Below are 12,199 nucleotides of genomic sequence, written 5' to 3'. Positions count from 1 at the left end.
CGGGCGGTCAGGCGGCGCGGGCGGTGCGGCGGCGCGGCGGTGCGGGCGGTCAGGCGGCGCGGGCGGTGAGGCGGTGCTGCCGTCGGGCGGCGCTGAGGTCAGGCGGCGCGGCGGGCGGGCTGGCGTCGGCGGGCGGCCAACCGGGTGACCGGGAAGGCGAACGTGCCGACCACCACGGCGGCGCCGCAGTCGGTGCAGATCAGCTCTGGACAGTCGGTGTCGTGGCTGTCGACGCAGGGCGGCGCCTCGAACAGCGCCACGCCCTCGCAGACGTCGCAGTAGAGCTCGCGGTGCGACACGGGCGTCTCCTCTCGGATACCAGGCGGACCGCCCCCGGATGCGACAACGACGCACCGACGGCAGCAGAGAACTACTCACCTGTAGTTTCCCAGACGGGTCCGACAAATCTCCGCGCACCGTCGCCCGCCGGTCGGCACTCACGCGTGATCCACTCGACTTCAGCGAAGTCGGGGCATTCGAGCTGCCCGGACACCACGGGTTCAAGGAACCCGAGTCGATCACCGGCCGAGACGCCGCCGCCCGACGGGTCGGGTGGTGGCCGGCGGGTCGGGTGGTGGTGAGGTCAGGCGGTGGCGGTCTCGATCCAGCGATCCAGGGTCGCGGCGGCCGCGCCGGAGTCGATCGACTCGGCCGCACGGGCCAGGCCGGCGCGGAGCGCCTCGGTCAGGTCGCCGTCCAGCGGGCCCTGGGTGGCCAGCGCCGCCGCCGCGTTGACCAGCACCGCGTCCCGGACCGGGCCCGTCTCGCCGGCCAGCAGGCGACGAGCCACGCCCGCGTTGTACGCGGCGTCACCGCCCCGCAGGTCAGCGAGGGTGGACCGGGGTACCCCCAGGTCCGTCGCGTCCAGCACAGCCTCGCGTACGGTGCCGCCCTGGGCCGCCCAGATCCTGGTCGGCGCGGCGGTGGTGAACTCGTCCAGCCCGTCCTCCCCGCGCATCACGATCGCCGAGTCGCCACGGGCCGCGAACACGCTGGCCATCACCGGGGCCATCCGCAGGTCGAAGCAGCCGACCGCGCCGGCCCGGGGGCGGGCCGGGTTGGTCAGCGGGCCGAGGAAGTTGAAGAAGGTGGGCACGCCCACCTCGCGGCGGACCGGGCCGGCGTGGCGCATCCCGGGGTGGAAGCGGGCCGCGAAGCAGAACCCGATGCCGGCCTCCTCGACACAGCGGGCAACCTGCTCCGGGCCGAGATCCAGCGGGATGCCGAGGAACTCCAGCAGGTCCGCGGTGCCGCACAGGGAGGAGGCTGCCCGGTTGCCGTGCTTCACGACACGGACACCCGTGCCGGCGACCACCAGCGCCGTCATCGTGGAGATGTTCACAGTGTGGGCGAGGTCACCGCCGGTGCCGACCACGTCGAGCGCGGTACGGCGCAGCTCCTCCGGGAGCGCCACCGGGACCGCGCGACCGAGCATCGCCTCCACCAGGCCGGCCAGCTCCGCTGGCGTCTCACCCTTGGCCCGCAGCGCCACGGCGAAGGCGGCGATCTGCGCCGCGCTCGCCGAGCCGGTCATGATCTCGTCCATCGCCCAGGCGGTGTCGGCGGTGGAGAGTTCGTCACCGCGCAGCAGCGCGTTGAGCAGGTGCGGCCAGGTCCGATCGCCCATGGCGGGCCTCCCGAGCATGCGAAGTGCGGGTGGGCTGGAACCGGCGCCGAGGAGATCCGGCGCCGTGGGGGTGCCGGAGGAGCGTGGGACGTCAGGCGGGTGCGTGCGTCCGCAGCAGCTCGGCCACCGTGCCGCCGGTGGTCACCGGGTCGAGCGGGTGCACCAGCGTCGCGTCGACCTCGGCGTACGCGGCGAGCCATCGGTCGGCGGCGCGGGCGATCACCAGGCAGGTCGGGGGAGCGTCGTTCCGGTCGTCCTTGACCTGGCGGGCGATGCCGATGCCGCCGCCCGGGCTCGCCTCACCGTCGAGCAGCAGCAGGTCGATCTCGTAGTCGTCGACCAGCCGGATGGTCTCCGCGTAGGTCGACGCCTCGACGAATTCGATCTGCAGACCAGGAGCTGGCCGGGTGCCGACAGCCATCCGCATCCGATCACGGACCTGCGGGTCGTCGCTGTAGAGCAACACGGTGCAAAGACGATCGGTCATGCCGGAACTCCCACCTCGTAGCTGCCCGCAGATCGTACCGGTCGGCGTGACGTAGCCGACATCCCGCCCGGCGTCACGCGTCGGGGCGTACCGTCCGGGCAGCTCAGGCGGGCGCGGCGTCGGCGGCGCGTTCGCGGGCCTCCTGGCGGTCCAGTTCGCGGTCCACCCGGCGGGCCTCCCTCTCGGACTGCTTGACCCACTGCAGCACGAGCACCGCGAGCATGGTCACACTGACGAACTCGCCACCGGCCCAGAGGATGCCGCCGGCCACCACCTGGTCCTGCCACGGGTCGACCCAACCGAGGTTGAGCGACGGGTACCAGTCACCGCCGAAGAGCGTGCTGCTCTGCATGACGGTGAGGCCGAGCACTGTGTGGAACGGCACGGAGAGCAGCATCAGCAGCGCACGCGCCGGGTACGGCCAGCGGCCGGGCAGCGGGTCGAGGCCGAGCAGCGGCCAGAAGAACACGCAGCCGGTCATGATGAAGTGCGCGTGCACCAGCTCGTGCGCCCAGGCGTGTTCGAGGGTGTAGCGGTACAGATCACTGAAGTACAGCACGAACGGGTTGACCACGAAGATGGCGAACGCCACCAGCGGGAAGCTGTAAACCCGGGCGACGCGGCTGTGCACGATCGCGAGCAGGCGCTTGCGCGGCCCGACCGGCAGGGTCCGCAGGGCCAGGGTCATCGGCGCGCCCAGCGCCAGGAAGATCGGCGCCACCATGGAGAGCACCATGTGCTGGATCATGTGCACGGACAGCAGCGCGGTGTCGTACGCGTGCAGCCCGCTGACAGTGACCAGCGCGATGCCACCCAGGCCGGGGCCGAGGAAGAACACGGTACGGGTGATCGGCCAGCGGTCACCGCGCAGGCGCAGCCGGTACACCCCGTAGAGGTACAGGCCGGCGGCGAGCACCAGGCCGAGGGCCAGCCAGCTGTCCAGCCTGGTCTCGGTCAGCACCGCGCCGACGGTGAACGGCGGCGGGGCCGAGGTGGCGGCGAAGATCGGATCGACGTGCAGCACGCTTTTCAGGCTAGGCCAGGCGAACCGGACCCTGACGCTCGGGCCACGGAAGGCGCAGGTTTGCCACCCCGCTGATCGGCGGCCCCGGTCAGGGGCAATAATGACGGCGTGACTGCGGCCCCAGCCATTGACAAGAGCCGGATCCACTCTCTGACCCGACCAAACATGGTCAGCGTCGGGACGATCGTGTGGCTCTCCAGCGAACTCATGTTCTTCGCGGCGCTGTTCGCGATGTACTTCTCCATCCGCGCGGCTGCGCCGGAGCAGTGGGAGAAGCACACCGAAGCGCTGAACATCCCGTACGCGACCACCTTCACGGTGATCCTGGTGCTGTCCTCGGTGACGTGCCAGCTCGGCGTCTTCGCGGCGGAGAAGGGTGACGTGCACGCGCTGCGGCGCTGGTTCACCGTCACCTTCGTGATGGGTCTGATCTTCGTCCTCGGCCAGTTGAACGAGTACCGGCACCTGGTCGCCGACGGCATCAAGATCAACGGAGACGGGTACGGGTCGGTGTTCTACCTGACCACCGGCTTCCACGGCCTGCACGTGACCGGTGGACTTATCGCCTTCATCATCTTCATGGTCCGTACGACCATGGGCCGGTTCACTCCGGCGCAGGCGACGTCGGCGATCGTCGTGTCGTACTACTGGCACTTCGTCGACGTCGTGTGGATCGGGCTGTACGCCATGATCTACTGGCTCCAGTGATCTTGCGCGTCACATTCCGCGCTGCTGCTCCGTCCCCTGAGACAGGTCCAACCGGTTAAGGACACCGCTCATGACTTCTGACAACGACCGCCGACGCGGTCTGCTCGCGCGGTTGCGTGAGCGGCCCGCCGTGCGCAGCAGGGGCCGCCGCCGGCTGGGCGCCGCGGTCCGGCTGATCGCCGCGCTGATGCTCGCCGGTGGCGCGTACACCGTCTTCGCCCCGGGCGCCCAGGCACAGGACAACCCGCAGCTGACCGGCGCCGCCGCCGAGGGCAAGGCGCTGTTCGACGTCAGCTGCGTGACCTGCCACGGCCGCAACGCCCAGGGCGTCGAGGGTCGCGGGCCGAGCCTGATCGGCGTCGGCGCGGCATCGGTCGAGTTCCAGGTCAGCTCCGGGCGGATGCCGCTGGCCCGCCAGGAGGCCCAGGCGCACCGCAAGCCCCCGCTCTTCACCGACGAGCAGACCCGTCAGCTGGCCCAGTACATCCAGGAGCTTGGCGGCGGCCCGGTCGTGCCCGAGGGCGACGACCTCCGCGAGGACGGCAACATCGCCGCCGGCGGTGAGCTGTTCCGGATCAACTGCTCGCAGTGCCACGCCTTCGGTGGCGGCGGCGGTGCGCTCTCCTCGGGCAAGTTCGCCCCGAGCCTGCACCCCGCGACCGACCGCCAGATCTACGCGGCGATGTTGAGCGGCCCGCAGAACATGCCGGTGTTCGGCGACAACCAGCTCCGGCCGGAGCAGAAGGCCGACATCATCGCCTACATCCAGGAGACGCTGAAGCACGACCAGGACCCGGGTGGGTTCAACCTCGGGCGGTACGGCCCGTCCACCGAGGGCCTGGCGATCTTCCTGGTTGGCATCGTGGCGCTCGTCTTCGCTAGCCTGTGGATTGCGGGTAAGTCGTGATCGAGCAGGCCATCCGATTCAGTGCTGTGGTGCCGCTCGGCGCCACCCGTAGCGAGGTGACGGCATGAGCACCCACACCGAGCACCAGGCCCCACAGGGCCCGGAGCCGCTCGACGTGAACGACCCCAAGCTGACCCGGTTCGACATCGTTCGCGAGGGCGCGCGTCGGGACGACATCGAGATCGTCCACTACGAGCCGCAGGTGCTGCCGGGCACCAAGGCGGAGCGTCGGCTGACCCGTGTGGTCGCCGGCTTCTTCCTGATCACCGGCCTGGCCGCGACCGCGTTCCTGGCCATCTACATCTGGTGGCCGTGGCAGTACGAGGCGGGCCGGGGCGGCGACAAGTTCTACACCCCGCTGCTCGGCTTCACCCTCGGCGTGGCGCTGCTCGCCGTCGGCTTCGGCATCCTGACCTGGGGCAAGAAGTTGCTGCCCAAGGAGGTCTCGATCCAGGACCGGCACGAGGGTCAGGTGGACTCCGAAGGCCGCACCATCACCGGGCAGACCATGCTCTACATGGCTGACGAGTTGGGCGTGAAGCGTCGCCCCCTGCTCGGCATCTCGCTGCTGGCCGGTCTCGCGCCGGTCGCCGCGGTCGCCGCGGCGCCGCTGGTCGGCGGTCTGATCTCGCAGCCGCACAAGAACAACCAGATGTTCACCACCGGGTTCGCCGCGGCCGAGGGTGGCCAGCGGATCCGCCTGGTCCGCGAGGACGGCCGGCCGATCCGCCCGGCGGACATCAGCACCGGTGGGCAGCTGACCGTCTTCCCCGGCATCGACCACGGTGTGAGCAACAGGCACGCCGACTCGCCGACGCTGCTGATCCACCTCCGCGACTCGGACGCGCAGGAGTCGCGCCGGGCCAACGAGAAGGTCGGCCACGGCGACTACATGTGGGGCAACTACGCGGCGTTCTCCAAGATCTGCACGCACGCGGGATGCCCGGCCAGCCTGTACGAGCAGCAGACCAACCGGCTGCTCTGCCCGTGCCACCAGTCCCAGTTCCTGATCACCGACAACGCCCGGCCCATCTTCGGCCCCGCCAGCCGGCGGCTGCCGCAGCTGCCGATCGAGGTGGACTCCGAGGGCTTCTTCGTGGCGAAGTCCGACTACACCGAGACCGTCGGGCCTGATTTCTGGGAGCGGCCATGAAGCGTCGAAAGTTTGACCTTGCGGCGACGCCGGGCAAGGCCGCGGTGGGAGTGGACGACCGCTTCGCGGTGGCCACCCCGCTGCGCAAGCTGCTGAACAAGGTCTTCCCGGACCACTGGTCCTTCCTGCTCGGCGAGATCGCGCTGTTCTCGTTCATCGTGCTGCTGCTGACCGGTGTGTTCCTCACCTTCTTCTTCGAGCCGGCGATGACCGAGGTGGTCTACGACGGCAGCTACGCGCCGTTGCAGGGCACCCCGATGTCCGCCGCGTACGCCTCCAGCCTGGACATCTCGTTCGACGTCCGCGGCGGTCTGGTGATGCGGCAGATGCACCACTGGGCGGCGCTGCTGTTCATGGCCGCGATCGTCGTGCACATGCTGCGGGTCTTCTTCACCGGCGCCTTCCGCAAGCCGCGCGAGACCAACTGGATCATCGGTTCGCTGCTGTTCTGGGTCGGCTTCCTGGCCGGCTTCACCGGCTACTCGCTGCCTGACGACGGCCTGTCCGGCACCGGCCTGCGGATCGCCTCGGCGATCATGCTGTCCATCCCGGTGATCGGCTCCTGGGTCACCTCGTCGGTCTTCGGCGGCGAGTTCCCCGGCACGATCATCATCAGCCGGTTCTTCATCGCCCACGTGCTGCTCATCCCGGGTCTGCTGGTCGCGCTGATCAGCGTCCACCTGGGTCTGGTCTTCAAGCAGAAGCACACCCAGTGGCCCGGCCCCGGCCGGACCAACAACAACGTGGTCGGCGAGCGGATGTTCCCGCGGTACGCGCTGAAGCAGGGCGGCTTCTTCATGGTCGTCTTCGGCGTCATCGCGCTGATGGGCGGTCTGTTCCAGATCAACCCGATCTGGCTGTTCGGCCCGTACGAGGCGTGGGTGGTCTCGGCCGCCAGCCAGCCCGACTGGTACGTCATGTTCCTCGACGGGTCGACCCGACTCATGCCGGCCTGGGAGATCCCCATCCCGATCGGCGACGGGTACGTCATCCCGCCGCTCTTCTGGCCGACGGTAGTGCTGCCCGGCATCCTGGTGGGCCTGTCGACGATGTACCCGTTCCTGGAAGCCCGGCACCTCAAGGACCGCAAGAGCCACAACCTGCTCGAGCGTCCCCGGGACGCTCCGGCCCGGACCGCCCTCGGCGCCATGGCCGTCTCGTTCTACATCGTGCTGACGCTCTCCGGCGCCAACGACGTGATCGCGGACAAGTTCCAGATCAGTTTGAACGCGATGACCTGGGCGGGCCGCATCGGCCTGCTGGTGGTCCCGCCGCTGGCGTACTACGTCACCTACCGGCTCTGCCTGGGTCTGCAGCAGCACGACCGGGAGGTGCTCGCGCACGGCGTGGAGACCGGCATCATCCGGCGCCTGCCGGACGGCCGGTTCGTCGAGGTGCACCAGCCGCTCAGCGCGTCCAACGGGCACGCGGACGGTCACGGCCAGCTGGACTACGTCGGCTGGGTCGTACCCAAGAAGATGAACCGGCTGGGGGCCCTCGGCCCGGCCATCCGGGGCTTCTTCTACCCGATCGAGAAGCCGGTCGAGGCACCGGTCTCGCCGGGGCACCCGCCGGTCGAGGCCCGGCCCGAGCGCGAGGAGATCGGCAGCGGCGAAAGCCGCCGCTGACCGCCCAGTCACACAGTTACGGGGGCGCCCGCCGGATTTCGGCGGGCGCCCCGTCGTATCCACACCCCCCGGCCCATCCGACCAGGAGTCGGACGGCCCTGACGGGACCGGTCGACGCCGGGCGACGGGCGATCGCAGGAATAACCCCGGTGAGCCGGGTATCCGTGCGGTCCAACGTCTCAAGGGGGGGAAGCATGTTGGGTATCAAACGCCTCGGCCTGTTGGCCGCGCTGGTACTTGTCGGTGTCGCGCCGGCTGCGGCCGCGCAGGCCGCGGCACAGCCGTCAACGCAGGACACCCAGTACCTGCAGGCGGTACACCAGGTCAACCTGTTCGAGATCACCGCTGGTGACCTGGCTCAGCAGAAGGGCCAGGACCAGGGGGTCAAGGACCTGGGCGCGATGCTGAAGACCGACCACACCCAGCTGGACCAGACGGTGCAGCAGACCGCGTCGCAGCTCGGGGTGGAACTGCCGAACGAGCCCAGCGCCGATCAGCAGGCGGTCATCGACAAGCTGAACAACGCCAGCGGCGCGGAGTTCGACAGGCTCTGGGTGACCAGTGAGCTGGCTGGCCACGTCCAGGCCATCCAGGCCACCCAGACGGAGATCTCGCAGGGCTCCGAGCAGTCGGTGGTCCAGTTGGCGCAGACGGCGCTTCCGACGCTGCAGACGCACTACGACGAGTTGGTGGCGCTCGCCAACAAGCTTGGCATCCCGGTTCCGCAGACCAGCGCCAGCGGTACGCCCAGCCCGGGCGGCACCGGCACTGAGTCCCCGGCTCCGGGCGGCACTGTCACCGAGTCGCCGGCTCCGGGCGGCAGCGGCACCGAGTCGCCGGCTCCGGGCGGCGGCAGCACCGAGGTACCGGCTCCCAGCGAGAGCTGACGTAGCCACAGCAGACGGCCGGTCCACCCTCGGGGTGGGCCGGCCGCCCTGTGCGCGCTACGCGCCGCCATACGGCCGGCGCGGACCCGAAACGGCGAGCGGGTCAGTCGGAGCTGGCCAGACCGATCGCGAACGCCTCCTCCAGGTCGTGCTGGGAGTACGCCCGGAAGGCGATGTGCGACTCGGTGTTGAGCACTCCCGGGACCTTGGAGATGCTGCCCGCGATGACCTGGGCGATCTGGTCGAACTCGCGGACCCGGACGATGGCGATGAGGTCGACGTGCCCGGCCACCGAGTAGACCTCGCTGACGCCGGGAAGGTTGGCCAGGTTCTCCGCCACCTCGGGGATCGCATCGGTGGCGCAGTCGATCAGCACGATCGCGGTGATCACGGGGCATTTCTCCGTTCGTCGGCGTCGTCGCCCATGCTAGATGTTCCGGCCCGAGACCGGAGGCGGGAGCCGTCGGGGCTCAGCCCTCGGCGGGGCAGGGCACTGTCAGGTCGCGCCCGGCCCGGATCACGTTCCGCAGCCGCTCGCCGGCCCGTACTGTCGCGCCCGGCCACACCACGGTGCGGGACACGTCACCGTCCACCCGCGCGCCCGCGCCGACGACCGACTCCACACAGTGGCCGGTCACCGTCGCGGACTCCTCGACGAGAACGCCGCCGGCTGCGGAGTGCAGGTTGGCCGCCAGGTAGTCGGCCGGGGTGCCGGTGTCGAAGAAGGTGCCCGGGTAGGGCACCACAGTCAGGTCGCCAGCCGCCTCGGCCGGACGCCACACGGCGCGTACCAGGTCCGAGAAGACGACAGGCAGGTCCCGGACCAGCCGCCACGGCAGCAACGAGAAGCCGGTGAAGCAGTGCCCGGCGAAGGTGCCCGGCGCCGTCGGGTCCGCGGCGGGCTGGCCGAGCAGGCGTACGGTGTGCCCGTCCCAGCCGTCGAGCAGGGCGGCCACGTCCGGGCCCGGGGGAGCAGCCGGGTCGGCGAGGTACGCGTCGGCGTTGCCGACCAGCACCGGTCGCCCGTCGATCCAGTCCCGCAGGTTGGCCACCCCGCCCGCGGTGCCCAGCGGGTCGCCCGGCTCCACCGACAGGTGTGCGCGGTCGCCGACGTGCGCCACCACCTGGTCACCGAGGTAGCAGGCGTTCACCGCGACCCGGTCGGGACCGGTCAGGCCCAGGCCGGCCAGCCGCGCCAACGCCCGATCCAGCAGGGGCACGTTGCCCACCGGGCAGAGCGCCTTGGGCAGCCGTTCGGTGAGCGGGCGCAGCCGGGTGCCCTCGCCGGCGGCCAGCACCACAGCGCACAGCTGGGCCGGCACACCGGCCGCGCCGGTCACGGGGTGTCGTCGGGCACCGGCGGCGGGAACTGCCCGGCCAGCGGCCCGATGTCGTAGTAGGCGAGCAGCCGGGCCGTCGGCCAGGTCAGCTTGGGCAGGTCGTCAAGGGGGTGCCAGGCGGCCTCGAAGACCTCCGCGCCGTCGACTGTCAGCTCGGTGCTGGACGCCGGCACCTCGGCCTCGAAGACCATGTCCACCCAGCCCTTGGCGTGCACGATCGCGTTCGGCACCGCCGGGCGCAGCCGGGACGGGGGGAGCCGGACCCCGGACTCCTCGAACAGCTCACGGGCCGCGCCCACCACCGGGGACTCACCCCGGTTGAGCAGGCCGGCGGGGAGTGACCAGCCCTTGCCGGGCGGCTGGCGCAGCATGAGCAACCGACCCGCGCCCGTCGCCTCAATGTCCCGGACCAGGGTCACCGCGCCGACGATGTACTTGGGCACGGCCAGCCGGACCAGGCGTCGACGCACCGGCAGCGGCAGTCGGTAGAAGGCCTGGTAGAAGAGGGCCCGACCGGTGGCGCGGGAGCGGGGGATCATGACTCCAGGCTAGTGGTCGCGAATGTCTTTCGGTCGCGCTGGGGCCCGCCGGGTCACTGTCGATGGTCGACCAGGTCGATGAGCTGGCGGACCACGGTGTCCGGTTCGATCGCCCGGTCGAAGACCGCTACCAACAAGGTCTCCAGGTCGGGGTAACCCAACTCCTCGGACAGGCGCAGCAGTGGCAGGTCACTGGCGAGGCCCCGGTTGTGCTGACGCAGGGCGAGCCCGATGGTGGCCCGACCGAGGCGGACCTTGTCGCTGATCGTGATCCCCGGCTCGGTGTGCTCGGCGAACCACCTGTTGATCTGCATCTGCGCGTGCGGCGACTTGACGAAGGTCAGCCACTCCCGCCGGGGGCCGCGCGGCGCCACACCGGCCTCGAAGCCGTTGTCGCCGTCGTTCTCGGTGAAGATCTCCACCACGTCGCCCTCGTCCAGCTCCGAACTGAGCGGGGCCAGCCGACCGTTGATGCGGGCGGCGAGGCAGTGGTCGCCCCGGTCGTTGCCCAGCTCGTAGGCGAGGTCGACGGGCGTGGCACCGGCCGGCAGCACTACCTGCCGGCCGTCCGCGAAGACCTGGATCTGCCCCTCGGCCAGGTCGCAGCGCAGCGACTCGTAGAACTGTGCCGGGTCGGCGGCGTCCGGCTCCCAGTCGAGCACCCGGCGCAGCCAGTCCAACTGTTCGGCACGGGCCGCGGCGGTGCTGCTGCCGGAGCTGGGGAAACGGAAGTCGGCGGCAATGCCGTACTCGGCCGAGCGGTGCATCTCCTCGGTGCGGATCAGCACCTCCACTGTGCGGTCCTGGGGGCCGCAGACGCTGGTGTGCAGCGAACGGTAGAGGTTGTTCTTCGGCGAGGCGATGAAGTCCTTGAAACGGCCGGGCACCGGTCGCCAGGTGCCGTGGATCGCGCCCAGCGCGGCGTAACAGTCGGTGGCCGGGCCGTCGACCACCACCACGATGCGGGGCAGGTCGTACGGAGCCGTGTGGCCGCCGGCGATGGTGTCCTTCCAGATCGAGTAGAGGTGCCGGGGACGGGGGCTCACCTCGGCGTCGACCCGGCTGCGGCGCAGCGCCACCCGGGCCCGGGTGACCACCGAGTCGAGGTACGAATCCCAGCCGGGCCGATCGTGCACGTGCCGGGCCAGCCGGGCGTGCTCGTCGGGCTCAAGGTGCAGCAGCACCACGTCGTCCAGCTCGCGTTTGAGGGTCTGGATGCCCAGCCGGTCACAGAGCGGGACCAGCACCTCCTGGGTCTTGCGGGCGATCCGTTCCCGCGACGACGCGGAGCGCACCCCGAGCGTGCGCATGTTGTGCAGCCGGTCAGCCAGCTTGATGATCAGCACGCGCACGTCCTTGGCGGCCGCGACGATCATCTTGCGGACCGTCTCCGCCTCGGCGGCCTTGCCGTAGAACGCCTTGTCGAACTTGGTCACCCCGTCGACCAGGTGGGCCACCTCGCCGCCGAAGTCCTCGGAGAGCGCCTGGAGCGTGTAGCGGGTGTCCTCCACGGTGTCGTGCAGCAGCGCCGCGACCAGGGTGGTGGTGTCCATCCCCAGCTCGGCGCAGATCTGCGCCACCGCGAGGGGATGGGTGATGTACGGTTCCCCGCTCTTGCGGAACTGCCCGCGGTGCATGTTCTCGGCGATCGTGTAGGCACGGCGCAGCACCGCGGGGTCGGTGCCGGCATGGATGCCCCGGTGGGTGCGGACCAGCTGGGTGACCGGGTCCGAGTCGGTGGTCGGCCAGCTGAGCAGCGACCGCAGCCGGCGGGCGAGCGGCAGCTCACCCGGCTGTGTCGGCAGGGCGCCCCCCAGGGCGGCGCCGTGTCCGGCGTCGACGTCCACGAGGGACACCTCCTCACCCCGGCTCCACATCGCCGGGACCCGGCGGGGGAGC

At 70.7% G+C, this 12,199-nt stretch carries 13 protein-coding genes; 5 read left to right on the top strand and 8 right to left on the bottom strand.

The annotated features are described in order from the left end of the window. Window positions 1-98: 98 nt before the first annotated feature. The 4 genes from MED01_RS05575 to MED01_RS05560 form a co-directional block, all read right to left on the bottom strand. Complete coding sequence (locus MED01_RS05575) at window positions 99-299, bottom strand: hypothetical protein (protein WP_238667442.1); 201 nt, start codon at window positions 297-299, stop codon at window positions 99-101. 284 nt (window positions 300-583) lie between these two features. Next, complete coding sequence (trpD, locus tag MED01_RS05570) at window positions 584-1,627, bottom strand: anthranilate phosphoribosyltransferase (protein WP_091407511.1); 1,044 nt, start codon at window positions 1,625-1,627, stop codon at window positions 584-586. A gap of 91 nt (window positions 1,628-1,718) precedes the next feature. Then, entirely contained in the window at window positions 1,719-2,114 is a 396-nt protein-coding gene (locus MED01_RS05565) for a response regulator (protein WP_238667441.1), read from the bottom strand. Between the two features lie 103 nt (window positions 2,115-2,217). After that, on the bottom strand, window positions 2,218-3,138 hold the full coding sequence (locus tag MED01_RS05560) for a cytochrome c oxidase assembly protein (RefSeq protein ID WP_372493587.1): 921 nt from the start codon (window positions 3,136-3,138) through the stop codon (window positions 2,218-2,220). 108 nt (window positions 3,139-3,246) lie between these two features. On the opposite strand from MED01_RS05560, the gene ctaE reads away from it, so the two are divergent. The 5 genes from ctaE (at window position 3,247) to MED01_RS05535 (ending at window position 8,421) form a co-directional block, all read left to right on the top strand. After that, a complete protein-coding gene (gene ctaE / locus MED01_RS05555; protein ID WP_091408043.1) occupies window positions 3,247-3,846 on the top strand; it encodes an aa3-type cytochrome oxidase subunit III in 600 nt (199 codons plus the stop codon). 70 nt (window positions 3,847-3,916) lie between these two features. After that, entirely contained in the window at window positions 3,917-4,753 is an 837-nt protein-coding gene (qcrC, locus tag MED01_RS05550; protein ID WP_238667440.1) for a cytochrome bc1 complex diheme cytochrome c subunit, read from the top strand. Between the two features lie 64 nt (window positions 4,754-4,817). Continuing rightward, window positions 4,818-5,906 (top strand): cytochrome bc1 complex Rieske iron-sulfur subunit, encoded by a 1,089-nt coding sequence (gene qcrA / locus MED01_RS05545; protein WP_238667439.1) that lies wholly within the window; start codon window positions 4,818-4,820, stop codon window positions 5,904-5,906. Beyond that, window positions 5,903-7,534, top strand: coding sequence for a cytochrome bc1 complex cytochrome b subunit (qcrB, locus tag MED01_RS05540; RefSeq protein WP_238667438.1), 1,632 nt, complete (start codon window positions 5,903-5,905; stop codon window positions 7,532-7,534). The genes qcrA and qcrB overlap by 4 nt, the downstream gene beginning before the upstream one ends. A 194-nt stretch (window positions 7,535-7,728) precedes the next feature. Next, on the top strand, window positions 7,729-8,421 hold the full coding sequence (locus MED01_RS05535) for a DUF4142 domain-containing protein (RefSeq protein WP_238667437.1): 693 nt from the start codon (window positions 7,729-7,731) through the stop codon (window positions 8,419-8,421). A 103-nt stretch (window positions 8,422-8,524) separates the two neighbouring features. On the opposite strand, the gene MED01_RS05530 is transcribed toward MED01_RS05535, so the two are convergent. The 4 genes from MED01_RS05530 to MED01_RS05515 form a co-directional block, all read right to left on the bottom strand. Then, a complete protein-coding gene (locus tag MED01_RS05530) occupies window positions 8,525-8,812 on the bottom strand; it encodes an Lrp/AsnC family transcriptional regulator (RefSeq protein WP_238667436.1) in 288 nt (95 codons plus the stop codon). A 79-nt stretch (window positions 8,813-8,891) separates the two neighbouring features. Further along, window positions 8,892-9,761 (bottom strand): nucleotidyltransferase family protein, encoded by an 870-nt coding sequence (locus tag MED01_RS05525; RefSeq protein WP_238667435.1) that lies wholly within the window; start codon window positions 9,759-9,761, stop codon window positions 8,892-8,894. Further along, window positions 9,758-10,300: an NUDIX hydrolase gene (locus MED01_RS05520; protein ID WP_238667434.1), complete on the bottom strand. Its 543-nt coding sequence runs from the start codon at window positions 10,298-10,300 to the stop codon at window positions 9,758-9,760. Before MED01_RS05520 ends, MED01_RS05525 begins: the two co-directional genes overlap by 4 nt. Window positions 10,301-10,353: 53 nt before the next feature. Next, complete coding sequence (locus tag MED01_RS05515; RefSeq protein WP_238667490.1) at window positions 10,354-12,147, bottom strand: RelA/SpoT family protein; 1,794 nt, start codon at window positions 12,145-12,147, stop codon at window positions 10,354-10,356. Between the last annotated feature and the right edge of the window lie 52 nt (window positions 12,148-12,199).

The sequence above is a fragment of the Micromonospora alfalfae genome, assembly GCF_022230925.1.
Taxonomy (GTDB): domain Bacteria; phylum Actinomycetota; class Actinomycetes; order Mycobacteriales; family Micromonosporaceae; genus Micromonospora; species Micromonospora alfalfae.
The sequence above is the reverse complement of the archived record's forward strand: the minus strand, read 5'-3'. Positions and strand labels throughout refer to the sequence as shown.

Coding starts and splice junctions, on each gene's coding strand:
- qcrB (WP_238667438.1), top strand. CDS start 5,903: ATGAAGCGTCGAAAGTTTGACCTTGCGGCGACGCCGGGCAAGGCCGCG.
- MED01_RS05565 (WP_238667441.1), bottom strand. CDS start 2,114: ATGACCGATCGTCTTTGCACCGTGTTGCTCTACAGCGACGACCCGCAG.
- trpD (WP_091407511.1), bottom strand. CDS start 1,627: ATGGGCGATCGGACCTGGCCGCACCTGCTCAACGCGCTGCTGCGCGGT.
- qcrC (WP_238667440.1), top strand. CDS start 3,917: ATGACTTCTGACAACGACCGCCGACGCGGTCTGCTCGCGCGGTTGCGT.
- MED01_RS05535 (WP_238667437.1), top strand. CDS start 7,729: ATGTTGGGTATCAAACGCCTCGGCCTGTTGGCCGCGCTGGTACTTGTC.
- MED01_RS05520 (WP_238667434.1), bottom strand. CDS start 10,300: ATGATCCCCCGCTCCCGCGCCACCGGTCGGGCCCTCTTCTACCAGGCC.
- qcrA (WP_238667439.1), top strand. CDS start 4,818: ATGAGCACCCACACCGAGCACCAGGCCCCACAGGGCCCGGAGCCGCTC.